A 22,868-nucleotide genomic window follows, 5' to 3' on the forward strand; every position below is an offset into this window, starting at 1 on the left:
ATCCGCCTCGAGGATGGTTACTTCGCGCCGGGAAAGCGCCAGGATAAAACCATGCTCACAGTCACACAGCTTTCCAAGAAATACGGTTCCTTTACAGCAATAGACAAACTCTCCTTCGAGGTACCCGATGGCCAGGTCACCGGGTTCTTAGGGCCCAATGGTTCCGGCAAATCCACCACGATGCGCATGTGCGTCGGTCTAGAAAATCCCACCTCCGGCACTGCCACTTTCGATGGCACCCCATTTCGCGAACTATCCGATCCTGCCTCCATGGTGGGCACTCTGCTCGATGCCAACTGGTTCCACCCCGGCCGCAGCGCCCGCGCGCACCTGGGCTATATGGCAGCACTGCAGGGGGTATCGATGAATCACGTCGATGACACCCTAGAGCGCGTCGGGCTCGGAAAGGTGGCGAAAAAGCGCATCGGGGGCTATTCGCTTGGCATGAAACAGCGCCTGGGCCTCGCCTGCGCCATGGTCGGACAGCCCAAGCATCTGCTACTCGATGAGCCCGTCAACGGCCTCGACCCCGAAGGCGTGCACTGGATGCGCGACCGCATCCGCGAGTTCGCCGCCGGGGGATGCTCCGTGCTGGTGTCGTCCCACCTGCTCTCAGAAATGCAGCTCACGGCGGACCGCCTAGTGGTCATCGGCAAGGGCAAGCTCGTCGGCGAAGGCACAGTAGAAGAATTCGTCAGTGCCTCCGGTGCTACCACCGTGGAGGTCGTGGTGGACCAGCCAGAAAAGCTGGCCCGGCTGCTGCACGATTCGCAGGCGGAGACCTCCTTTGATGGGGAAGTGCTGCGCATTACCGGTCTAGACCGCGACGAGGTCGGCCAATTGTGCTTTGACCACCGCATCCGCATCAGCAGCCTTGAGGTCAAGCATCCCTCCTTGGAAGATGCCTTCCTCGGCGCTACCGCAGACCACCTGGATTACCGCTCCGCATAACCCCCCGTTATCCGTTATCGAAAGGCAGAGTACGAGCCATGAACACCATCGTTTCTGAATCCCGCAAGATATTTTCCCTGCGCTCAACGTGGGTCTACCTCGCTATCATCACCGTTGGGCTAACAGCCGCCAACGTGCTGATGGGGGCTATCCGCACTGACGACAGCGCCCTCCAATCCTCCGACCTAGCCATCGGCGCCATCTTCGCCGTGGTCATCATGATCTTTTCCTCGGCCACGCTCGTCGGCGGCGACCTCCAAAAAGGCACCGTCGCCTGGAGCTACCTATCTACCAACCGGCGCATGCGGGTGCTCTCGAGCCAAATACTCGTCATCACCGTGGCCAACGTCGCCGCGGCGGCCCTGGCGGGCATACTCGGAATGTTATTTAACGCTGCGCTCGGCAGCTCGTATGACTTCTCTAGCTTCGTCCACTACCCGGATAATGCGGTGTTCCTTTTCACCTTCGTGGAATACATCGTCTATACCCTGCTGGCTACAGGCCTGGCATATATCCTGCGCAGCGGCACTTTTGCGGCCATGCTGCTGATAATCGAGTACTTCGTCATCGAGAGCGTACTGACCTCGCTGAATATGGGCTGGGCCAAAATCATCCTGCAGATTCTGCCCGATGCCAACCTGCGCACCTTCTTCCAAGGCAAAGACACCTTCGGGCTCATGGCCCCGCAATGGGCATCCGGCGTCATTGTCTTGGCCATGGTGGTAGCGGTCCTCGGCGGGGCCGCAGCCGTCCAGCGCCGCCGCGCCGTGGTCTAGGCTCCCCGCAGGCGCTCGCGCCTTACGGGGATACGACGAGGGTAAGTTCCCGTGAGCCGTGCGGTGGTTCCTCCACCGTCATGCCGGCCGCGCGGGCGATAGCGGCGACATCGGCGGCGCTGAAGGCATCGGCAGGCGAAAGCGCCAGCTCCCGGGCCAGCAGGCCCTTGTAGTGCTTGTTAAAGTGGCTGACCACCTTGCGCGAGCCATCTGGTTGCACGCTTTCTATCCGCACCGTCACCGCCGAAGGCAACCGGCCCAATTGCTGGTAGGTGCCCGAGCGGAGATCCACAACCAGCTCGTCGATGTTTTCTAGCGCCTGCGTTATCTGCTTGCCCCAAAAAGACTTCATGGTGCGACCGCCCAGCTTGGAACCGCCCGATAAGCGGTAATGGGGGATAGGGTCGTCCGCGCGCAGGAGCCCGAAGAGGGCATCCCCAATAGCAAGGCGGCTCCACGAGGGAAGGGTGGACGCCGAAAGTGCATCAAAAAGCACGCCAGTATAGCGCTCCACCGCTGGCATGGTGGGGGTGGTAAAAAGCTGGCTATTGGATTCGGCCTCGCCGCGCAGCTTCTCCGAGAGCTTCAGCGCCACCATCGCCTCATCAATGGGAAGAGACTGCAGCTCAGCGGCGATTTCGCGCCGGATATCGGTAAGTTCTGGAAAAGATAGGTTGGCAAAATCAAGCGGCTTTCCGGTGCCGCCATGGGCCTTGGTTTCTGAAGGAGGGAGGACAATGAGCATATAGCTAGGGTAGCGATGTATATTTTGACCATGATTACCCGCCTTTCTGAACTATTTCTCCGCACCCTTCGCGAGGACCCAGCCGATGCCGAGGTCCCCAGCCACAAGCTGCTGGTGCGTGCCGGTTATGTGCGCCGCGTCGCGCCGGGCATCTACACCTGGCTGCCGTTGGGTCTGCGCACCCTGCGCAAGATCGAAGACGTAGTACGCCAAGAAATGGATGCCATTGGCGGGCAAGAAATGCTTTTCCCTGCCCTGCTGCCGCGCGAGCCCTATGAAAAGACCAACCGGTGGGTGGAATACGGTCCCAACCTATTCCGCCTGCAGGACCGCAAGAACGCGGACCTGCTGCTGGGCCCCACGCACGAGGAAATGTTCGCCAACGCCGTCAAGGACATGTACTCCTCGTACAAGGATTTCCCGGTCACCTTGTATCAGATTCAGACGAAGTACCGCGATGAGGAACGCCCCCGTGCCGGAGTGCTGCGCGGGCGCGAGTTCGTGATGAAGGATTCCTACTCCTTCGATATGAACGATGAGGGGCTTGATTCCTCCTATGCCCGCCACCGCAAGGCATATCAGAATGTTTTTGACCGCTTGGAAATCGATTACGCCATTTGTAAGGCCACCTCTGGCGCAATGGGCGGGTCCGCCTCCGAGGAGTTCTTGGCGCTTTCTGAGGTGGGCGAAGACCTCTTCGTGCGCTCCACCGAGGGCGATTATGCGGCCAATGTAGAGGCGGTCGTGACCCAAGCGCCCCCAGAAAAAGATATTGCGGGTCAGCCCGCGGCGAAGGAATACCGTACCCCGGATGCCGCCACCATTGAAGCGCTTGTGCACTGGGCGAAGACCGAGGACATCGCCGTCGACGGCCATGAGGTCCGAGCCGCCGATATCCTTAAATGCGTCATGGTGGAGGTAACCCACCCGGCGCTTGAGGACGCTGAAGAGAAGAAGGAATTAGCGGCCGTGCTGATTCCGGGCGACCGCGAATTGGATCCCAAGCGCCTTGAGGCAGCCTTAGAGCCTGCGGAATTCACCCTGGCCAGCGATAAGATTTTTGCGCAATACGATTTCTTGGAGCAGGGCTTTGTGGGCCCGCGCGCGCTGAACTCCAATGGCGTGAAGGTCTTTGCTGATCCCCGCGTGGTCAAGGGCTCTTCCTGGATCACCGGCGCGGATGCGCAAAACTGCTACGTCGTGGGCTGCGTGGCCGGCCGCGATTTCCACGTCGATGAGTTTGTGGAAGCAGCAGAGGTGAAAGAGGGCGATCCCGCACCGGATAACCAGGGCACCTTGGCCTTGCAGCGCGGCATCGAGCTGGGTCATATCTTCCAGTTGGGCCGCAAGTACACCGAGGCCTTTGACGTGCAAATCCTCGATGAAAACGGCAAGCGCGCCATCCCCACGATGGGCTCTTATGGCATCGGCATCTCCCGCATGCTGGCCGTGCTGGCAGAACAACGCCACGATGATAAGGGCCTGAATTGGCCGGTGGCGGTAGCGCCGTACCAGGTGCACGTGGCGGTGGCGAATAAGGATGCCGCGGCCATGGAGGCCGGCGATAAGCTGGTAGAAGAGCTATCCCAGGCGGGCCTTGAGGTGCTTTTCGATGACCGCCCCAAGGTCTCCCCGGGCGTGAAGTTCAAGGACGCAGAGCTACTCGGCATGCCGTTTGTGGCCATCGTGGGCCGCGCCTTCAAAGACGGCATCATCGAGCTGCGCATCCGCGGCCAAGAAACGCTGGAGGTACCTGCGGATGACATCGTGGACAAACTCCTCGAGTTGGTGCGAGCTTAACTTAAAGCACCGCGCTAAAGCCCGGCGCCTATAAGCACCGGCAGGGTAGCGTAGGGGAGTATGAGTCTTAATAAAAACGTGCTCCCCACGGCCCTTATCACAATGGGCACGCTGCATTTCCTGCGCGCCAAAACCTTCGAATCCATTGTGCCGCCACAGCTGCCGGGCTCGCCGCGGTTGTATAACTTCGCCTCCGGCGCCTGGGAGATAGCTACCGGTTATTTGCTCACCGATCGCGCCACCCGCGAATCCGGCGGCGCCTCTGCCGCGGCGCTATTTTTTGCCGTGTGGCCGGCGAATATGTACCACGCCTGGATCGAGCGCGATGCGCGATGGCCGAAGAAGCTGTATCACATCATTCGCCTGCCGCTGCAGATTCCGTTGATTCGCTACGCATGGAAGATCGCGCAGGGTAGGGCATAAAACCTAAAAAGAACCGACTTCCCAATTTTCCCGGGAAATAGATCCCAAGTGGAAAATGGGGGAGTCGGTTGCTTGCGCGATGCTGCGCTAAAGGCGGCATCACGCTACCGCTGTATAAGGAAGCCGATTAGCCGGCTACGGGGCCGCCGCAATTAGGCCATGCGCCAGCTCCCTGGGTGGCAAGGACGTTTTCAGCGATTTCAATCTGCTGTTCCTTGGTGGCTTGGTCAGCGGTGGGCGCGTACTGGGTGCCGCCGCTACCGGCCCAGGTTTGCTGCGAGAACTGCAGTCCGCCGTGGTAGCCGTTGCCGGTGTTGATGTGCCAGTCACCGCCGGATTCGCACGCGGCGACCTGGTCCCACGCGCTTTCCGGGGCGGCGTTGGCGGCAGGGGCGGCAATGCCCGCGATGCCCAACGTAGCTGCGGCCATAGTGAGCAAGGTCTTCTTAGTACGCATTGAGAAAGCACTCCTTCTCATTGTTTTGGCTCGTGGAATCTCCAACAAGCACGTAATCCACCAAAATACGTAGGGTCCGGAGGCATTAGCAATGAATATCGGCCTATAACTCGCTGATTTTTCACTGCCCGCCGACCAGTGAATCTTCAGGCTGGGGGTATCAGGCAATGCTGGGTGCTATGCGGCCTGGGATTCGGCGGCGATGCCGATAAGCCAGTTCAGCCACTCCTGGTTTGGGCTTTCCTGTTGCGCTGCGGCCACTGCGGCCGCGTGCCACTTATCCGCGTCCTGCTCCATCAAGGTATCCAGGAATGAGGCAGCGGAATCCGCATCGCTGGGAAGCGTTGTTCCACCGGAGGAATAGGCAGGCTCTGGCTGTGGAACCTCGCCGTTTTGGCTCAGCGCCTCTTGCAGTTGGTCGATGCGGTGGTGATGGAGGCTTAAGAGCTTATCGATGCGCCCCTCGGCAGCAGGATCGCTATAGGCCCGCGCGAAATCCAGCCCAAAGACCTGCTCATATTCCCACTGCAGCAAATCGGTGGCGCTTTCGCGCTGGGGTTGGGAAAGCGTGGGGATATCGGGGGCATCGCCAGGCAGCCAGGCATTGAGCGTGATGGCCTGTTGGGTGACTATGGGCCGGGACTCAGAGCTAACTTCATCGGCGGCTTCCATGGTGGCCGAGGCGGCCTCCTCTAGCACCTGGGAGGAATCTGTGGCCGGTGTCGCCTGCGTGGGCCGTTCCACCTCACAGCTGTGCGGGACATTGCCTTGGTCATCGGTGCCGCAGAGGCGCGCAATTTCCGCAAACAGCGCATCGGCCTGGGAGCTGCGCATATCCGCGGCTTCATCGTCGACACCTTGGAGGGCGAGGCCATCGCTCGCGGCGGCCACGGCGAGGCGCTCGAGTGCGTCTTCTGGGCGCGGGCCAAAATAGTCGACGACGGAATCGACTGCGGAACAACCCGCAAGCGCGGGCAGGGTGGCAGTCGAGGCTACACAGGTTAAAGCAATACGTCGGCGGTTCACCCAAAAGACTGTACCTCGAAGGACGTAGGCTAGTGGGCATGGCTTTCCCAGATGCACAACAATTAACTGATTTGCTCCAACCTCGCCTTGCAGCCCGCGGGCTCGACGTGGAGGATATTAAAACCACCAAGGCGGGAAAGAAATCACAGGTCATCATCCGCATCGATGGTGATAAGCGGCCTAGCTCCGATGTCTTGGAAGAGGTCTCCGACGATATTTCGGCCTTCTTCGATGAGAAAGAGGAAACGGGTGAGCTGAATTTTGGCGCCGGATATACCTTGGAGGTCTCCACCCCAGGCGTGGATCTGCCGCTGACCGCACCGCGCCACTGGCGCCGCAATCAGGGGCGGAAGGTGACCTTTAATCGCGGCGATGACAAGAGCCATACCGCGCGCATCGGTGCGCTCAACGCGGCCGAAGATGCCGTTGTCCTTATCACCTCTGAGAAAAACGAGGTGCATACAGAAGTGGAGCGATTGGAAAACATTGCCCACGCAGTGGTAGAAATTGAATTTGCACAGCCATCACAACGTGAGCTAGACGCCGTGCACCAGCCATTTGCAGAAGCCGAGAGCTAACCGGCAATCGAGAGGACAGACAAGTGAATATTGATCTTGAGGCGCTTCGCACCATCGAATCCGAACGACAGGTCCCCGTCAATGACCTGTTGGAGGCGATTGCGAGTGCCTTGTTGTATTCCTACCTGGATTACCGCGAATCCACCGCGGAGGGTAAGGCCGAAGGCACTAAGTCCCGGGTAGACATCGATACCACCACCGGTGCCGTCAGCGTCATCGTTACTGAGCGCGACCCCGAAACCGGGGAAGTAACCAGTGAGTACGATGACACCCCGGATAACTTTGGCCGCGTGGGTGCACGCGCCGTACGCGAAGCCATTTTGCGCAAGCTGCGCGAAGCCGAAGCCGAGCGCACCTTTGATTCCTATTCGGAGCTTAGCGGGCGCGTTGTCAGTGGCATCGTCCAGCGCGATGCGCATGCCAATGCCCGCGGCATCGTCGTGGTCCAGCTCGGCTCTGAACTGGAATCGCAGGACGGCATCCTGCTTCCCGCAGAACAGATCCCAGGTGAGAAACTGCAGCACGGTGACCGCATCAAGGCTTATGTGGTGGGGGTAAACCGCAATGGCGCCAATGTGCAGATCAACCTGTCCAGGACCCACCCGGAGCTGGTGCGTGGGCTTTTCGAACTGGAAGTTCCGGAAGTTGCGGATGGCAGCGTGGAAATGATCGCCATCGCCCGCGAAGCTGGGCACCGCTCGAAGGTCGCCGTCATCGGTCACGCAAAGGGCCTGAACGCCAAGGGCGCGTGCATCGGCCCGCGCGGCCAGCGCGTGAATAACATCATGCGCCAGCTGGGTGGGGAAAAGATCGACATCATCGATTACAGCGAGAATCCCACCGTATACGTGGGTAATGCTTTGGCCCCTTCAAAGGTGATCAAGGTGACGGTGCTCGATAGCGAGGAGCAGGTGGCGCGAGTCATCGTCCCTGACTATCAGCTATCCCTTGCCATTGGTAAGGAAGGCCAGAATGCGCGGCTCGCCGCCCGATTGACCGGATGGAAGATCGATATTCATTCAGACGCGGACGCGAATTAAGGAATTGCGGATATATAGCGTAGGCTAGTAAACGGCCCAGATGCAGAAAGGGACATGGAGACGCAGCGAAAGTTAAGGAGTTCGATGTCGCAGACTCAACGGCTTCGTACTTGCATCGCTACGCGTCAACGCATGCCCGATACGGAGTTGCTGCGGGTGGTCATTGATTCCAATGATCCCCACGGCAGCCGTGCGGTGGCGGATCCATTCCGGCGGCTTCCCGGCCGCGGCGCATGGATAAGCCCCACGCTTTCTGCACTCGAGCTAGCTGAGCGCAAACATGCTTTCAAGCGCGCGCTCCGCACGTCCGCATCCGTGGACACAGGTCAGGTACGTAGGTACTTGGAAGCACAGTGCGAAAATGTACAGGGCGAAAAAGTACCGTGTGCGGAACAACCTGCACAAGATTCGTACACACCAGAGTTAAAAAGGAAGACCGAACACTGATGAGCGCACAACGATGAAGCATCAGCGATGAAAGTCCAGAACGTTTAACTAGGAGTCAGGCCAGTTTTTCGCGGCCTTGGCTCCTAGGCGATACCAAGAGGAGACAAGTGCCCGGAAAGCTACGTGTTCACGAGTTGGCAAAACAGCTCGGAGTAACCAGCAAGGAACTGCTCGCCACCCTGAAGGAACAAGGCGAGTTCGTTAAAACCGCATCCTCGACCATCGAACCACCGGTGGTCAAGAAGATGCGTGCTCACTATGAAGCACAGTCCGGTGGCGATGCCACCGAAGGCAAGGCAGACAAGGCTGAGAAGGCTGCCAAGCCCGCTAAGCCCGGCCAGGGCAACGCCAAGAAGCCGGCATCGCCTGCGCCAAAGCCAGGTCAAGGTGCACAGGGCGGCGCGAAATCCGCTGCGCCGAAGCCCGGCGCCCCTAAGCCAGGTGCACAGGCACCGAAGCCATCCGAAGCCGCGCCAAAGCCAGGCGCAGGCTCTGCTAAGGCTGCCCCCAAGCCAGGTCAGGCAGCACCAAAGCCAGGCGCTGCCGCTGGAAAGCCGGCGCCGAAGCCAGGCCAAGGTGCACCTAAGCCAGGCCAGAACGCGGGCCAAGGCGATGCCAAGAAGTCGGGCGAGCGCCCGACCCCAGGCAACGCCATGCCGCGACCGATGCCTAAGCCCGGCGGATCCCGCCGCGTGGCCAATAACCCATTTTCCACCGGTGGCGGGGACAACCGCCCAGGCCCACGCCCCGGTGGCTCTAAGGGCCAGCGCGGCAACCGCCCCGGCGATAACCGCGGTGGAAAGCGCGGCGGCCGCAACGAAGGCGGTAATAACCGTCAGGGCCAGGATCAGAACCAAGGCCAGGGTGGCGGCGGCGGACGTCGTCCATCGCCTGCCATGATGCCTTCGCATCCGAACCCAGCCTCGATGCCGTCCAAGGCACCGAGCGGTGGCGGACGCGGTGGCCGCGGTCGCGGTGGCCACGGCGGACCAGGAGGCCCAGGTGGCCCAGGCGGCGGTCGTCCCGGCGGCTTCCGCGGTGGACGCGGTGGGCGTCGCGGCGGTACCGCCGGCGCATTCGGCCGTCCAGGTGGCGCACCACGCAAGGGCAAGAAGTCGAAGCGGCAAAAGCGCCATGAGTTTGAAGAGCAGCAGAAGCACGTCGTAGGCGGCGTCCGCTTGCCAGATGGCAAGGGACAGACCGTCCGCCTGCGCCGCGGCGCTTCGCTGTCTGACTTCGCGGAGAAGATCGGTGCCGATCCAGCAGCATTGGTGCAGGCACTGTTCAACCTTGGTGAAATGGTCACCGCAACCGCATCCGTATCGGAAGATACGCTGCAGCTGCTCGGTGACGAGATCAACTACAAGGTAGAGGTCGTCTCCCCAGAAGACGAGGACCGCGAGCTGCTCGAGTCCTTCGACCTGCAATTCGGCGAGGACGAAGGCGGCGAAGAAGCCCTCGAACACCGCCCTCCAGTTGTCTCCGTCATGGGCCACGTTGACCACGGTAAGACCCGCCTGTTGGATACCATCCGTAAGACCAATGAGGCAGCCGGCGAGGCCGGCGGTATTACCCAGGGAATTGGTGCTTACCAGACCACGGTTGACGTGGATGGCGAGCGCACCATTACCTTCCTGGATACCCCTGGTCACGAGGCATTTACCGCCATGCGTGCCCGCGGTGCGAAGTCCACCGACTTGGCCATCTTGGTTGTCGCCGCCGATGACGGCGTCATGCCACAGACGGTTGAGGCCATCAACCACGCCAAGGCTGCCGATATCCCGGTTGTCGTGGCCGTGAACAAGGTGGATAAGCCGGAGGCCCAGCCGGAAAAGATCCGTGGCCAGCTCACGGAGTACGGCTTGGTGCCAGAAGAGTATGGTGGCGACACGATGTTCGTGGATATCTCTGCTAAGCAGGGCCAGAACATCGACCAGCTGCTGGAGTCTGTCATCCTGACTGCCGATGCCGCCCTCGAGCTCACGGCTAACCCAGAGATGGATGCCCAGGGCGTGGCCATCGAGGCCCACTTGGACCGCGGTCGCGGCCCAGTGGCTACGGTCATCGTCCAGCGCGGTACGCTGCACGTCGGCGATTCCATCGTGGTAGGCGATGCGCATGGTCGCGTGCGCCGCATGCTCGATGAGTTTGGCGAGGACGTTAAGGAAGCCGGTCCTTCCCGCCCGGTACAGGTACAAGGCCTGTCCGGCGTGCCGGGTGCTGGCGATAACCTGCTCGTGGTCGATGATGACCGCGTTGCCCGCCAGATTGCCAACCAGCGCGATGCTCGTAAGCGTTCTGCTTTGCAGGCAAAGCAGCGCAAGCGCGTGTCCCTGGAGGATCTGGACAAGGTATTGCAGGAGACTTCGACCCTCAACCTCATCCTCAAGGGCGACAATGCCGGCTCCGTCGAGGCGCTGGAAGATGCCCTGTTGGATATCAAGACCGAGGACGAAGTCGAGCTCAACATCATCGACCGCGGTGTTGGTGCCGTAACGGAGACCAATATTTCCTTGGCCGCCGCTTCCGATGCCGTCATCATTGCCTTCAACGTTCGCGCGGAAGGCAAGGCTACGGAGATCGCCACCCAAGAGGGCGTGGATATCCGTTACTACACGGTTATCTACAAGGCCATCGAGGAAGTCGAGGCCGCTCTCAAGGGTATGCTCAAGCCGATTTACGAGGAACGCGACACCGGTGCGGCCGAAATCCGCGCCCTGTTCAAGTCCTCCTCGGTGGGTACCATCGCAGGCTGTATGGTCACCGATGGCAAGGTTGTCCGCAACGGCAAGGTTCGCTTGCTCCGCGATAACAACGTCATTACTACCGATGCCAAGATTGAGTCCCTGCGTCACGAGAAGGACGACGCGACCGAGATCAAGGCCGGCTATGAGTGCGGTATGGTGCTGTCCTACCCGGATATCCAGGTAGGCGATATCATCCAGGCTTATGAAGAAGTCGAGGTACCGCGCGACTAGTCGCTGCTAGTTACGGCCCGTTGTACGTGCCCGCCTTGAGGGCCTTTCTCCACGGAGTTTGGCCATTAGGTGAGGCAGGTATCGCGGGCCGTTTCGCGTTTTCGCGTGCGGGATTTTCAAGCGGTTTCCATTGGGTGCGGTCAGTTACTAAACTGGTAGTTTCTGATACCGCGACACGGTAATTTAGGAATAAATTTTTCCCCTTTAGCTTGGAGGTTCTCATGGTCGATCACGCACGTGCGGCGCGGCTAGCAAAACGAATTCAGGAAATCGTGGCTAGTGCGATTGAGCTGCAGATTAAGGATCGCCGCCTGGAGATGGTCACCGTGACCGATGCCCGCGTCACCGGTGATTTGCACGACGCTACCGTCTTTTACACGGTGCGCGGCCACGATATCGAGGCAGAACCCGATTATGACCAGGCTGAGGAAGCACTCAAGCGCGCGAAGGGGCAGTTGCGCAAGATCGTTGGCGATCAGCTCTCCGTGCGCTTTACCCCAACCCTGACGTTTGAGCTCGATACCGTCCCAGAGGCCTCCGCGCACATGGAAGAGCTTTTGGCGCGCGCTCGGGCCCGCGATGAAGAGCTAGCGAAGCTGAAGGAAAATGCCCAGCCCGCGGGTGAGGCCAACCCATATAAGACCTCCGATGAAGACGAGGCTTAAGTGACCCGCAAGGAATATCAGGACGCAGTCGATGCCATCTCCGGCGCGCAAAGCATCTGTATTATCACCCACTTGCGCCCGGATGCCGATGCCATTGGTTCGGCCACGGCACTGCTCTTAGCCATGCAGCAAAGCGGGAAGGATGCCTGCGCGGTCATCGGCCAGGATAAGGACTTTGCGCCTAACCTTTACTCCATTCCCGGCGCAGATCAGGTCAAGGTCATGCGGGAGCTCCCGCAGGGCTATGACCTTTATGTCACCGTGGATTGTGGGTCGATCGATCGCACCGGACTGTTTTCCGCAGATATCGCCGAGCTGGCGGCGGCAGGGCGCGTGTTGTGCATCGATCACCACTCATCCAATCCTGGATTTGGCTCCGTGAACTTAGTTGATTCAGAGTGCGAGTCCACCACGGTGGCCATCTTGACCATCCTGGACATGCTGTCGGTGCAGATAGAAAACACCATCGCGCATTGCCTGTACGCCGGCCTTTTGACCGATACGGGTAGTTTCCGGTGGGGCAGGCCCGCCATGCACGATGTGGCCACCCGTTTGATGCACTATGGCCTGGACACCAAGCAGATCGCCACGGACTTACTCGATGCCACGACCCCTGATGATCTGCAGATGGTCGGCCGCGTGCTCGCGGGACTGCGCATTGAAAATGCCGGTGAGCTGGGCATAGGTATCCTCATCGCGGGCCTAGCCGATATCGAAGGTCATTCGGACTCCGCAGTGGAATCCCTGGTGGATTTCGTGCGTGCCCTTGAGGGCACGGAATTGGGCGTGGTCTTTAAGGAGCAGTCGCCCGGGATTTGGGCGGTATCGCTGCGTTCGACGGCGATCAACTGCGCAGCCCTAGCGGCTACTTTTGGCGGCGGCGGGCATGTTCCGGCTGCCGGGTACATGACACAGGGAAGCGAAGAAGCCATCGTTGCGGAGCTGGTGAGTGCCATCGATGAGCACTAGGCAGTCAACTCCCACGACAGTAAGCGCACGCGAGGTCTTTGGCCTCGCGTTTCCTGCGCTTGGCGTCCTGGCCGCGATGCCGCTCTACCTCCTGCTCGATACCGCAGTGGTGGGGCGCCTGGGTGCCCAGGAACTGGCTTCGCTCGCCGCGGCAACCACGATCCATACCGTGGTGACCACGCAGCTGACTTTCTTGTCCTACGGCACCACGGCTCGCTCGTCCCGCCTGTTTGGCGCCGGAAAGCGCGCCGAAGCCGTAGCGGAAGGCGTGCAAGCTACCTATGTGGCTTTAGGCGTCGGCGGGCTTTTGGCCATTATTATGTGGATCTTCGGCGGCGTATTTGCCCAGTGGCTTACCGGAGATCCCACCACGGCGGCCGGCACCGCGCTGTGGCTGCGGATCGCCGCGCTGGCCATTCCCGTAACACTCGTGGAAATGGCCGGAAATGGCTGGATGCGCGGCGTACAAAATACCAAGAAACCGCTCTATTTCACCCTCGCCGGAATGATTCCCGGTGCCATTGCCGTGCCTGCATTCGTGTACTGGTGGGGCCTTGCCGGTTCTGCCATCGCCACCGTAATGGGAATGAGCATTATCGCGAGCCTCTTCGTGCGCGAGCTGTATAAACAGCACGAAGGCTCGTGGGCCTTTCGTTGGCACATCGTGCGCGAACAGCTCATCTTGGGCCGCGATTTGATCTTGCGCTCCGCCAGCTTCCAGGTGGCCTTCCTTACCGCCACGGCCGTGGTGTCCCGCGTGGGCACTGCGTCCTTGGGCGGCCACCAAATCATGATGCAGCTGTGGAATTTCATGTCGCTGATTTTGGACTCCCTGGCCATTGCCGCCCAGGCCTTGACCGGCGCGGCCCTGGGCGCTGGTTCGGCGCGCCACGCGCGCAGCGTGGGAAGCAAGGTAGTGATGTATTCCACCATCTTCTCGGCCTTCCTCGCCTTGGTTTTCGCCGCAGGAGCCGGGGTCATCCCGCGCGTCTTTACCTCCTCGCAGGAGGTCATTGATGCCATGAGCCAACCGTGGTGGATCCTCGTTGGCATGGTCATCGCCGGCGGCGTGGTCTTTGCCCTCGACGGTGTCTTGCTGGGGGCAGGGGATGCGGCATTCCTGCGCAGCCTGACCATTGCCTCAGTACTTTTGGGATTCTTGCCCGGCGTGCTCCTCGCTCATGCCATGGGCACGGGCCTTACCGGTGTGTGGTGCGGCTTGGCCGCGTTCATTTCCTTCCGCCTGACAGGCGTGGTCTACCGCTTCTATTCCATGAAATGGGCTGTAATAGCAGAGTAGTACCTGCGCTACAGTGGCTGTAGCGAGTAATAACAGCACTTTAGAAGATGAATGAGGAAGGCGGGTGGGAGCGGCAATGCCAACGTTATGGGCAGTAGCAGACCTGCACGGCGCGATCAGTGACAACTTTGCGCGCATTGCAGAGCTAGCCCCACCAGATCCCGCAGACTGGCTCATTGTGGCAGGTGATGTTGCAGAGCGCAGCGAGCTCATCGTGCGCATCTTGCGGGACTTGGCCGCACGCTATGACACCGTCATTTGGGCGCCGGGCAATCACGAGCTGTTTTCCCGTTCCCAAGACCAGTACAAGGGGCGCGAAAAATACGATCACCTGGTTGCCGCCTGCCGGGAGATCGGAGTTATCACCCCGGAGGACCCTTACCCGGTCTTTAACGGAATAACGATCGTGCCGCTTTTTACCCTGTATGACTACAGCTTCCGCCCACCGGGGACCTCGGTGGAAGAAGCGGTGCAGCAGGCGCGCTCCAAAAAGCTTGTCATGACCGATGAGGTAGCTATCGCCCCTTTTGTAGACGTGCGCGCGTGGTGTTGGGACCGCTTGGCGTATTCCATTAAGCGTTTATCCCGAGTGCAAGGCCCAACCATCTTGATCAACCACTGGCCGCTGGTGCAAGAGCCCACGATGGTGCTGCGCTTCCCGGAAATCGCCCTGTGGAGCGGCTCGCGCCATACGCGCTCGTGGCCGCGGCGGTACAAGGCAGAGGCAGTCATTTACGGCCACCTGCACACGCCCTCAAAGATGAATGTGGATGGGGTAGACCATATCGAAGTCTCCCTAGGTTACCCGCGCGAATGGCGTAACCAGCCGCACCGTATTGCCTGGCCATACCCAGTTACCTCAACCTTTGGGGAGGTGAATTAATGCTTTATCCCGACCTATTCCCAGAAACTACCCGTTATTGCTATGTGCGCACGGACGCCCGCGAGTCCGACCTGCTCAACTATGAGCACCTCGATCCCAAAGAACAGTCCATAGTCTCGCACGCGGTTGATATCCGGAAATCCGAATTTGGCGATGCCCGCTGGTGTGCGCACCAAGCCCTGCGCGAGCTGGGCTTTACAGGCTCGAACCCGATCCTGCGCGGGGAGCGGGGCATGCCGCTGTGGCCCGAAGGATTCATTGGATCCATGACGCATACGGAGGGCCTGCGCGCAGCGGTGGTGGCCTCCACCATGGATTTTCGCTCCATTGGCCTTGATGCGGAGCCGGCGCAGCGCCTGCCCGATCACGTCTTGACCATGATCGCTCGGGCCGGGGAAATGCCGCAGCTGCCCCGCCTAGAAAAGGCTGGGGTGCACTGCCCAGACCGCCTGCTGTTTTGCGCCAAGGAGGCCACCTATAAGGCGTGGTTTCCCATGACGCATCGGTGGCTGGATTTCGATCAAGCAGAGATCGATATCCGCGAGGATGGCACCTTCATTTCCTATATCCTAGCCCGCCCCACGCCAGTGCCGTTTATCACCGGGAAGTGGATTCTAGAGGGCGGTTATGTCGTGGTTTCTACGCTGGTTCCGGCCCTTGATTTTTCAGCCTGAACAGAAACCCGCTCAGATCTCCTCGAGCAATGCCCTCAGCCACCGACTTAGAGGGTAGACGGCCGCGCCACAAAGACCGTGGCCAGCCTTTTGCCCTTCTCCTTAATGAGCGCGATGGCCTGGCCATTGGGGGCTACCGCCGCATGAACCCCGGACAGCCCGCGCGGCTCTAACCATTTGCCCATCGCTAAAGCGGCGGCCTCGTCCTCGGTGACGGGCAGGACGGGGAAACTGCGCTTGAGCGCGTCGTCGAGGCTCAAGGATAGGCGGGGGTTTTCGGCAAGATCGTCGAGCATGTGGGCATCGGCAAGCGCAAAGGGCCCCACCGTAGTGCGGCGCAGGGCGGTTAAATGCCCGCCGACGCCTAGGGCCTCGCCCATATCGCGCGCCAAGGAGCGGATATAGGTGCCGGAGGAACACTCCACGGATACATCGAGGTCAATAAAATCGCCCTCGGCGCGCAGGTCATGAATATCAAAGCTGTGCACGGTGACCGGGCGGGCGGGGATATCTACCTCTTTGCCCTCGCGCACCAACTCGTGTGCCCTCTTGCCCTTGATCTTGATGGCGGACACCGCGGCGGGCTTTTGCATAATCTCGCCGGTCAATGCGGCAACTTCGGCCTCGATGGCGGAACGGTGCAGTGCGGCCGCAGGCTTGCCCCAGCGAAATTCGCCCTCGGCATCATCGGTGGTGGTAGAAGCGCCGAGGCGGATGGTAGCTGAATAAGACTTGGTGGAGGCGACCATGTGCGCGAGGAATTTGGTGCCGCGTTCGATGCCGAGGACCAGCACCCCTGTCGCCATGGGATCCAGGGTGCCGGCGTGGCCGACCTTTTTGGTGTGAAAATACCTGCGTAGGCGGCTAACAACATCGTGGGAGGTCATGCCGGCAGGCTTATCAACGATGACAAGTCCGGAATGTGCGAGCGCATCAGTCATAGGGTACAAGTCTATGCTCTACGATGGATTCTGTGGATATTTGTTACGGAATCGATGACATCCCCGCAGATGTGGGGCCGACCTCGGTAACCATTGGCGTCTTCGATGGCTTGCACCGCGGCCATCAGCAGCTCGTTTCTGCCTGCGTGGAGCATGCGCGGGCGAATAATCAGGTCCCCGTCATGGTGACCTTTGACCCGCACCCGGTTTCGGTTTTCTTGCCGGAGCGCGCCCCGTTATCCGTGGTGAGCTTCGAGCGCAGGCTGGAGCTCGCGGAAGAAATGGGCATCGAGATGGTGCTTGTCATTGACTTCACCAAGGAGCTTGAGGGCGTGGAGCCGCGGCCCTATGTGCGCGACCTCTTGGTGGGAAAACTCCATGCGCAGCACGTGGTGGTGGGGGAGAACTTCACCTTCGGCGCTGGGGCCAGCGGCACCGCGGAAGCCATGCGGCAGCTGGGCGAGGAGTTTGGATTCAGCGTCGATATCATGCCGCTGCTGGATGAAGACGGCGTTCAGATTTGTTCCACCTATATTCGCCAGAGCCTGTCCCGGGGCGCCATAGAATCGGCGAATTGGGCGCTTGGCCGGCACTTTACGGTGACCGGTCCCGTGGTGCGCGGCGCGGGGCGCGGCGGCAAGGAGCTGGGCTTTCCCACGGCCAACCAGTATTTCCCAGATACCGTAGCCATTCCCGCGGATGGGGTGTATGCGGGATGGTTCATTGTGCATTCCGAATCGCCCCTCGACGGGGACATGCAGCCCGAAGTAGCCTATGCCGCGGCGATTTCCGTCGGCACGAATCCCACCTTTGGTGATGAAGAGCGCTCCGTGGAGTCCTTTGTATTGGACCGCGATGCCGACCTATATGGCTATGAGGCAACCGTGAAATTCGTGGGCCACCTGCGCGATATGGTGAAATTCCATTCCGTCGATGAGCTTTTGGAGGCCATGGCCCAAGACGTCGCTGCCGCCCGCACGGTGCTGGCTGCCGATGCCCGCGCGCAAGGCTGCAAGAGCGAAGACTATTTCTTAAAGGAGAAGTAAATGAAGGCGATCCTCGATCTTGATACCGGCATTGATGATGCCCTGGCCTTGGCTTATGCCTTGGCCCACCCCGATCTTGAGCTCATCGGTGTGACGTGTACTTATGGCAACGTCACGGTGCCGCTGGCGGTGCGCAATACCCTGGCGCTGCTGGAGCTGCTGGATAGGCCCGATATCCCGGTCTTTGCCGGCCCCAGCCCGGACGGTTTCCAGCCCAGCGAGATTTCCTCCTTCATCCACGGCCAGAATGGCGTGGGCGAGGTCGCGCTTACCTCGTCCGATAAGACCGAGGACGCCCAGTCGGCCACGGAGTTCCTCTTGCAGGCCGTGCGCGATTACGGCGATGACCTGGTCATTATCCCCACCGGTCCGTCGACGACCATCGCCCAGGCCATGCTTGCCGATGCCACCTTTGCCACCAACGCCCACATCGTCATGATGGGCGGGGCGCTGACCGTTCCCGGCAACGTATCCGCGTGGGCTGAGGCCAATATTTCCCAGGACCCGGATGCTACGGATTACCTCTTCCGCCACAGCCAAGATGTCACCATGGTGGGCCTTGATGTCACCCTGCGCACCCTCTTGACGGAAAAGGAAACCGCGCGGTGGCGGGCAACAGGAACGGCCGCGGGCGAGATTTTCGCCGATATGGTGGATTACTATATCCGCGCTTATGCCACCACGGCGCCTCACCTGGGCGGTTGCGGCCTGCACGATCCGCTGGCCGTGGCGGTAGCCGCAGATCCGTCGTTGGTAGAGGTCATCGAAACCAATATGAAAACGGATACGGAAGGCCCCACCCGCGGGCGCACCATCGCGGACGAAACTAGGCTGAGCCAGGAACCGACCGCGAAGGTCGCCGTGGGCGTGGACAACGAGCGGTTTGTCAGTGAATTTGTAGACCGCCTCGAAGAACTTTTCCGCACGGTGGGCGCCAAGTAGTGCAGCGTTTTGATTTGCCACGCTAATTGGCTGTAAGATGACCAGTTGGCTTAGCGACTGTGGTTCACGACAGTTGCGGCACGCGGAGCTCGCCACGGCGGCGCTGCGCGTTGAAGAATAGTGTGGACTGAAATAAAGGAGAAATACTCATGGCATTGACCACTGAGAAGAAGGCCGAAATCCTCAAGGAGTACGGCCTGCACGAGACCGACACCGGTTCCCCCGAGGCACAGGTTGCCCTGCTGACCTCCCGCATCAACACTTTGACGGAGCACCTGAAGTTCCACAAGCACGATCACCACTCCCGTCGTGGTCTGCTGCTGATGGTTGGTCGTCGTCGTGGCCTGCTGAAGTACTTGGCAGAAAACAACGTGGATCGTTACCGTGATCTGATTTCCCGCCTGGGCCTGCGCCGCTAATTGCGACGCGGCTGCGGCCGAATTTTTCCCCTTGCCCTGCGGCAAGGGGAATTAGTGGTTTTATACCCTCTTAATCCTTGTAGGGAGCAGGGGCGATTGCGGTTGCCGTAGCTCAAAAGTGCGGAATCTCTGTTAGAATTTTCACCGTTGTCAAAAACAATGTGGAAAAGGCGGCACCGACGATCGCCTAAAACATTCAAGGAGAATTACTAGATGAGCGTTCAGAACTCCGTAGAGTTCAATATCGATGAAGAATTCGGTATTACCGAAGCTATCGCTGTCCTCGACAACGGGGACTTTGGCACCCGCACGGTACGTTTCGAAACCGGCCAGTTGGCCCGCCAGGCAGATGGTTCCGTAACCACGTACCTCGACGATGACACGATGCTGCTGGCCACCACGACTGCCTCGAACCAGCCGCGCGAAAACTTTGACTTCTTCCCACTTACCGTGGACGTGGAAGAGCGCATGTACGCAGCCGGCAAGATCCCCGGTTCCTTCTTCCGCCGCGAGGGGCGTCCCTCCACCGAGGCCATCTTGGCCTGCCGTCTCATCGACCGCCCGCTGCGCCCCACCTTTGTCAAGGGCCTGCGCAATGAAGTGCAGGTGGTCATCACCGTCCTGTCGCAGGACCCAGAAGAGTACTACGACGTCGTAGCCATCAACGGCGCGTCCGCAGCAACCCAGCTTTCCGGCCTGCCGGTCTCCGGCGCCGTCGGCGGCGTGCGCATGGCGCTCATCGCTGATGACAAGCACCCAGAAGGCCAATGGGTGGCGTTCCCGAACCACGAGCAGCACGAGCGCGCGCTGTTTGAAATGGTGGTCGCAGGCCGCATCGTTACTAAGGGCCGTAAAGAAGACGTCGCCATCATGATGGTGGAAGCTGGCGCCGGCACCAACGTTGCTGAGCGCATTGCCGATGGCGCCCCGGCACCGCAAGAAGCCGCCGTCGCCGAGGGCCTCGAGGCAGCCAAGCCGTTCATTAAGACCCTGTGTGAGGCCCAGAACGGCCTGGCAGAGCGCACCGCCAAGGAGACCCAGGAGTTCCCGCTCTTCCCAGCGTATGAAGACGATGTCTTCGCCGCCGTGGAAAAGGCCGCTTCCAAGAAGCTGGAGAGCTTGCTGACGATCCCGGGCAAGCAGGAGCGCGACGAGGCTACGAATGAGCACATGGAACAGGTCGAACAAGACCTGCTGCCGCAGTTTGCTGACCTGGAAGAGGCAGTGGCCTCCAAGCAGATTCGCGCTGCGTATAACGAGGTCATGAAGAAGATCGTGCGCCGCAAGATCTTGACCGACGGCTTCCGCATCGATGGCCGCGGGCTGAGCGATATCCGCGACCTGTCCGTTGAAGTTGACTTGGTTCCACGCGCGCACGGTTCTTCCTTGTTCGAGCGCGGCGAGACGCAGATCCTCGGTGTCACCACCCTGGATATGTTGAAGATGGAGCAGCAGATCGACTCGCTTACTCCTATCGAGTCCAAGCGTTACATGCACCACTACAACTTCCCGCCATTTTCTACCGGTGAGACCGGCCGCGTGGGCTCGCCCAAGCGCCGCGAAATCGGCCACGGTGCGCTCGCCGAGCGCGCCCTGCTTCCGGTCATCCCGTCGCGCGAGGATTTCCCGTATGCCATCCGCCAGGTCTCTGAGGCACTCGGCTCCAATGGTTCCACCTCCATGGGCTCAGTCTGCGCATCCACCCTGTCCCTCTACAACGCGGGCGTTCCGCTCAAGGCGCCGGTAGCCGGCATCGCCATGGGCTTGGTCTCCGGTGAAGTCAAGGGCAAGGAAAAGTTCGTCGCACTGACCGATATCCTGGGTGCCGAAGATGCCTTCGGCGACATGGACTTCAAGGTTGCGGGTACCTCCGAATTCATTACTGCGCTGCAGCTGGACACGAAGCTGGACGGCATTCCGTCTAAGGTCTTGGCTCAGGCGCTCGAGCAGGCCCGCGATGCCCGCGCCACCATTCTGGAAACCATGGCAGAGGTCATCGATTCCCCAGATGAGATGTCCGGCCTGGCCCCGAAGATCACCTCGGTGAAGATTCCGGTCAACAAGATCGGTGAGCTCATCGGCCCTAAGGGCAAGACCATCAACCAGATCACCGAAGATACCGGTGCTGATGTCTCGATTGAGGACGACGGCACGGTCTACATCTCTGCAGTTACCGGTGAGGCCGCAGACGCTGCGATTGAAAAGGTTAACTCCATTGCCAATCCGCAGTTGCCCAAGGTGGGCGAGCGCTTCCTCGGCACGGTAGTCAAGACCGTTCCATTCGGCGCCTTCGTATCCTTGACCCCTGGCCGCGATGGATTGATCCACATCTCCAACCTGGGTGGGGACGAGCGCATCGAGAAGGTCGAAGATGTCGTAAACGTTGGCGATAAGGTACAGGTAGAAATCGCGGATATTGATAACCGCGGCAAGATCTCCCTGGTGCCAGTAGAGGACTAATCCCTCAGACGCTCTTTAGAGCAGTGGCCCTGTTTCCCGGATATGGTGGGAAACAGGGCCATTTTCTATGCCTGCGCCGTGATCACTTAGTTTTGGAAATCAAGCACGAGGCGTTTGGGGTTCTGCAAGAAGGTCACGGAATAAGGCGTTTGCTTCTTTAGCCCGATGACCAACTGCGTTTGCGCCTCGAAGGTGGTGGTGTAGTTGATCTCTTGCACGACACCGGCACCTGGGGTGATGCCAGAATCCATGAACCTTTGCTCTAACTCTGGTGTTGATGGCCACGGGGTGCCCTCGATGCCAAGGTTGAGGAAAGTGGTGCCTTTGACCTCGACCGGAAGCCCCGATGCTTGGTGGGCCGGCTGATCAGTATAAGTGGTAAACCACCCGGCTTCGCCGTCACCTTCGAGGTCAATCACCACGCGGGTAAAAGAATCATGCGCGGCTACCCGAATCCCAGTGGGAACGAGGCCACCCAGGCCAGGAGGAAGGTGGCGCTGATCCTCGAGGGAGGGCGTGCCCATGCCGCCGAAAGCAGGTTTTGGATCATTGCCCTGCGCCTGTTGTTGATTGTGGCTTAACGGGGCAGTGTCTTCTACCGTCTTGGTTGGGTCATCGGCGATGTTCGTTGTGGAAGGCTCTGATTTCTTTGCCGCAGACGTGGTCGATTCCGCCGTGGAGCTGGTGGATTCCTGCTGCGTGGCAAATGAGGCATCGGCGGCCTCGTCATCGCTGGGGCTAGCGCAAGCAGCCAGCGAGAGCATGCAGCTTATACCGGCACCAGCAGCGATAACGCGGGTGAGAGTAGATCGAGACATTGTGACCACTTCCTAGGTTGTCTACCTTGTTGTCTCTTCCAATTCTACCGGTACACAAGTGGCCCAACTGGGGAAGTGATGCAATTGTTGTACAAGGGAAAGTAGCGAAGGCGTGGACTAACGCTTCAACTGGACAAGCTGGATGAGGTTACCCACGGTATCGTCAAAGACTGCGATTATGGAGGGGCCAACGTCGGTGGGCTCCATGGTAAAGTCCACGCCCTTGTCCTTGAGTTCGGCGTATTCTTTCTCCACATCCTGCGATAAGAATTGGGTGACCGGGATATTATCCGCCTTCAGCGCCTCGGTGTACGTTTTGGCGGCCGGGTGGCCCTTGGGCTCAAGGAGCAATTCAACGCTGCCATCGCCGTCCGCGTTTGTGACCGTAAGCCACCGGAAATCGCCGTGCGTGACGTCATCTTTTACCCGGAAACCTAGGACATCGACATAAAAATCGTGGGCGCGAGCAACGTCATCTACTGGAACGGACACAATATAAATCTGCATGACGCCCAGTCTAACAGTGGTAT

23 protein-coding genes are annotated in these 22,868 nt (G+C 60.0%); 17 read left to right on the forward strand and 6 right to left on the reverse strand.

The window, feature by feature from the left end:
- Positions 1-51 precede the first annotated feature (51 nt).
- Positions 52-951: an ABC transporter ATP-binding protein gene (locus HMPREF1261_RS07960; RefSeq protein ID WP_023030568.1), complete on the forward strand. Its 900-nt coding sequence runs from the start codon at positions 52-54 to the stop codon at positions 949-951.
- A 38-nt stretch (positions 952-989) separates the two neighbouring features.
- Positions 990-1,727 (forward strand): ABC transporter permease, encoded by a 738-nt coding sequence (locus HMPREF1261_RS07965; protein WP_023030569.1) that lies wholly within the window; start codon positions 990-992, stop codon positions 1,725-1,727.
- A gap of 22 nt (positions 1,728-1,749) precedes the next feature.
- Here the strand turns inward: HMPREF1261_RS07965 and yaaA are convergent, their stop codons facing one another.
- Entirely contained in the window at positions 1,750-2,472 is a 723-nt protein-coding gene (gene yaaA / locus HMPREF1261_RS07970) for a peroxide stress protein YaaA (protein WP_023030570.1), read from the reverse strand.
- Positions 2,473-2,502: 30 nt separating this feature from the next.
- On the opposite strand from yaaA, the gene HMPREF1261_RS07975 reads away from it, so the two are divergent.
- Entirely contained in the window at positions 2,503-4,272 is a 1,770-nt protein-coding gene (locus tag HMPREF1261_RS07975; protein WP_034658272.1) for a proline--tRNA ligase, read from the forward strand.
- A gap of 60 nt (positions 4,273-4,332) precedes the next feature.
- On the forward strand, positions 4,333-4,695 hold the full coding sequence (locus tag HMPREF1261_RS07980; RefSeq protein ID WP_023030572.1) for a hypothetical protein: 363 nt from the start codon (positions 4,333-4,335) through the stop codon (positions 4,693-4,695).
- 127 nt (positions 4,696-4,822) lie between these two features.
- On the opposite strand, the gene HMPREF1261_RS07985 is transcribed toward HMPREF1261_RS07980, so the two are convergent.
- Positions 4,823-5,152, reverse strand: coding sequence for a transglycosylase family protein (locus tag HMPREF1261_RS07985; protein ID WP_005278755.1), 330 nt, complete (start codon positions 5,150-5,152; stop codon positions 4,823-4,825).
- A gap of 177 nt (positions 5,153-5,329) precedes the next feature.
- The gene (locus HMPREF1261_RS07990; protein ID WP_023030573.1) at positions 5,330-6,178 is read right to left on the reverse strand and encodes a DUF4439 domain-containing protein; all 849 of its coding nucleotides are present in this window, start codon (positions 6,176-6,178) and stop codon (positions 5,330-5,332) included.
- Positions 6,179-6,216: 38 nt separating this feature from the next.
- On the opposite strand from HMPREF1261_RS07990, the gene rimP reads away from it, so the two are divergent.
- The 9 genes from rimP (at position 6,217) to HMPREF1261_RS08030 (ending at position 15,712) form a co-directional block, all read left to right on the forward strand.
- Positions 6,217-6,756: a ribosome maturation factor RimP gene (gene rimP, locus HMPREF1261_RS07995; RefSeq protein ID WP_034658273.1), complete on the forward strand. Its 540-nt coding sequence runs from the start codon at positions 6,217-6,219 to the stop codon at positions 6,754-6,756.
- Positions 6,757-6,779: 23 nt separating this feature from the next.
- Positions 6,780-7,796, forward strand: a complete 1,017-nt coding sequence (gene nusA, locus HMPREF1261_RS08000; RefSeq protein ID WP_023030574.1) for a transcription termination factor NusA — start codon at positions 6,780-6,782, stop codon at positions 7,794-7,796.
- An 84-nt stretch (positions 7,797-7,880) separates the two neighbouring features.
- Positions 7,881-8,243 (forward strand): YlxR family protein, encoded by a 363-nt coding sequence (locus tag HMPREF1261_RS12495; RefSeq protein ID WP_023030575.1) that lies wholly within the window; start codon positions 7,881-7,883, stop codon positions 8,241-8,243.
- A gap of 107 nt (positions 8,244-8,350) precedes the next feature.
- On the forward strand, positions 8,351-11,221 hold the full coding sequence (gene infB, locus HMPREF1261_RS08005) for a translation initiation factor IF-2 (RefSeq protein WP_023030576.1): 2,871 nt from the start codon (positions 8,351-8,353) through the stop codon (positions 11,219-11,221).
- 221 nt (positions 11,222-11,442) lie between these two features.
- Complete coding sequence (gene rbfA / locus HMPREF1261_RS08010) at positions 11,443-11,886, forward strand: 30S ribosome-binding factor RbfA (RefSeq protein WP_005278773.1); 444 nt, start codon at positions 11,443-11,445, stop codon at positions 11,884-11,886.
- A complete protein-coding gene (locus HMPREF1261_RS08015) occupies positions 11,887-12,855 on the forward strand; it encodes a bifunctional oligoribonuclease/PAP phosphatase NrnA (RefSeq protein ID WP_023030577.1) in 969 nt (322 codons plus the stop codon).
- A complete protein-coding gene (locus HMPREF1261_RS08020) occupies positions 12,845-14,155 on the forward strand; it encodes an MATE family efflux transporter (RefSeq protein WP_023030578.1) in 1,311 nt (436 codons plus the stop codon). Before HMPREF1261_RS08015 ends, HMPREF1261_RS08020 begins: the two co-directional genes overlap by 11 nt.
- Positions 14,156-14,231: 76 nt before the next feature.
- On the forward strand, positions 14,232-15,038 hold the full coding sequence (locus HMPREF1261_RS08025) for a metallophosphoesterase (RefSeq protein WP_023030579.1): 807 nt from the start codon (positions 14,232-14,234) through the stop codon (positions 15,036-15,038).
- Positions 15,038-15,712: a 4'-phosphopantetheinyl transferase gene (locus HMPREF1261_RS08030; RefSeq protein WP_023030580.1), complete on the forward strand. Its 675-nt coding sequence runs from the start codon at positions 15,038-15,040 to the stop codon at positions 15,710-15,712. Before HMPREF1261_RS08025 ends, HMPREF1261_RS08030 begins: the two co-directional genes overlap by 1 nt.
- A 47-nt stretch (positions 15,713-15,759) precedes the next feature.
- Here the strand turns inward: HMPREF1261_RS08030 and truB are convergent, their stop codons facing one another.
- Entirely contained in the window at positions 15,760-16,653 is an 894-nt protein-coding gene (gene truB / locus HMPREF1261_RS08035; RefSeq protein WP_023030581.1) for a tRNA pseudouridine(55) synthase TruB, read from the reverse strand.
- 23 nt (positions 16,654-16,676) lie between these two features.
- Here truB and HMPREF1261_RS08040 point away from each other — a divergent pair, with 23 nt between their 5' ends.
- The 4 genes from HMPREF1261_RS08040 to HMPREF1261_RS08055 all read left to right on the forward strand — a co-directional run bounded on the left by HMPREF1261_RS08040 (position 16,677) and on the right by HMPREF1261_RS08055 (position 21,520).
- The gene (locus HMPREF1261_RS08040) at positions 16,677-17,699 is read left to right on the forward strand and encodes a bifunctional riboflavin kinase/FAD synthetase (RefSeq protein WP_023030582.1); all 1,023 of its coding nucleotides are present in this window, start codon (positions 16,677-16,679) and stop codon (positions 17,697-17,699) included.
- Positions 17,700-18,641: a nucleoside hydrolase gene (locus HMPREF1261_RS08045; RefSeq protein WP_023030583.1), complete on the forward strand. Its 942-nt coding sequence runs from the start codon at positions 17,700-17,702 to the stop codon at positions 18,639-18,641.
- Between the two features lie 149 nt (positions 18,642-18,790).
- Entirely contained in the window at positions 18,791-19,060 is a 270-nt protein-coding gene (gene rpsO, locus HMPREF1261_RS08050; protein ID WP_005278802.1) for a 30S ribosomal protein S15, read from the forward strand.
- Positions 19,061-19,273: 213 nt separating this feature from the next.
- Entirely contained in the window at positions 19,274-21,520 is a 2,247-nt protein-coding gene (locus HMPREF1261_RS08055) for a polyribonucleotide nucleotidyltransferase (RefSeq protein WP_023030584.1), read from the forward strand.
- Between the two features lie 86 nt (positions 21,521-21,606).
- Here the strand turns inward: HMPREF1261_RS08055 and HMPREF1261_RS08060 are convergent, their stop codons facing one another.
- Together HMPREF1261_RS08060 and HMPREF1261_RS08065 are read right to left on the reverse strand one after the other, a co-directional pair.
- Entirely contained in the window at positions 21,607-22,338 is a 732-nt protein-coding gene (locus tag HMPREF1261_RS08060; RefSeq protein ID WP_023030585.1) for an AMIN domain-containing protein, read from the reverse strand.
- Between the two features lie 117 nt (positions 22,339-22,455).
- The gene (locus HMPREF1261_RS08065) at positions 22,456-22,845 is read right to left on the reverse strand and encodes a VOC family protein (RefSeq protein WP_023030586.1); all 390 of its coding nucleotides are present in this window, start codon (positions 22,843-22,845) and stop codon (positions 22,456-22,458) included.
- Positions 22,846-22,868 lie beyond the last annotated feature (23 nt).

The sequence above is a fragment of the Corynebacterium sp. KPL1818 genome (assembly GCF_000478135.1).
GTDB classification, from domain to species: Bacteria; Actinomycetota; Actinomycetes; order Mycobacteriales; family Mycobacteriaceae; genus Corynebacterium; species Corynebacterium accolens.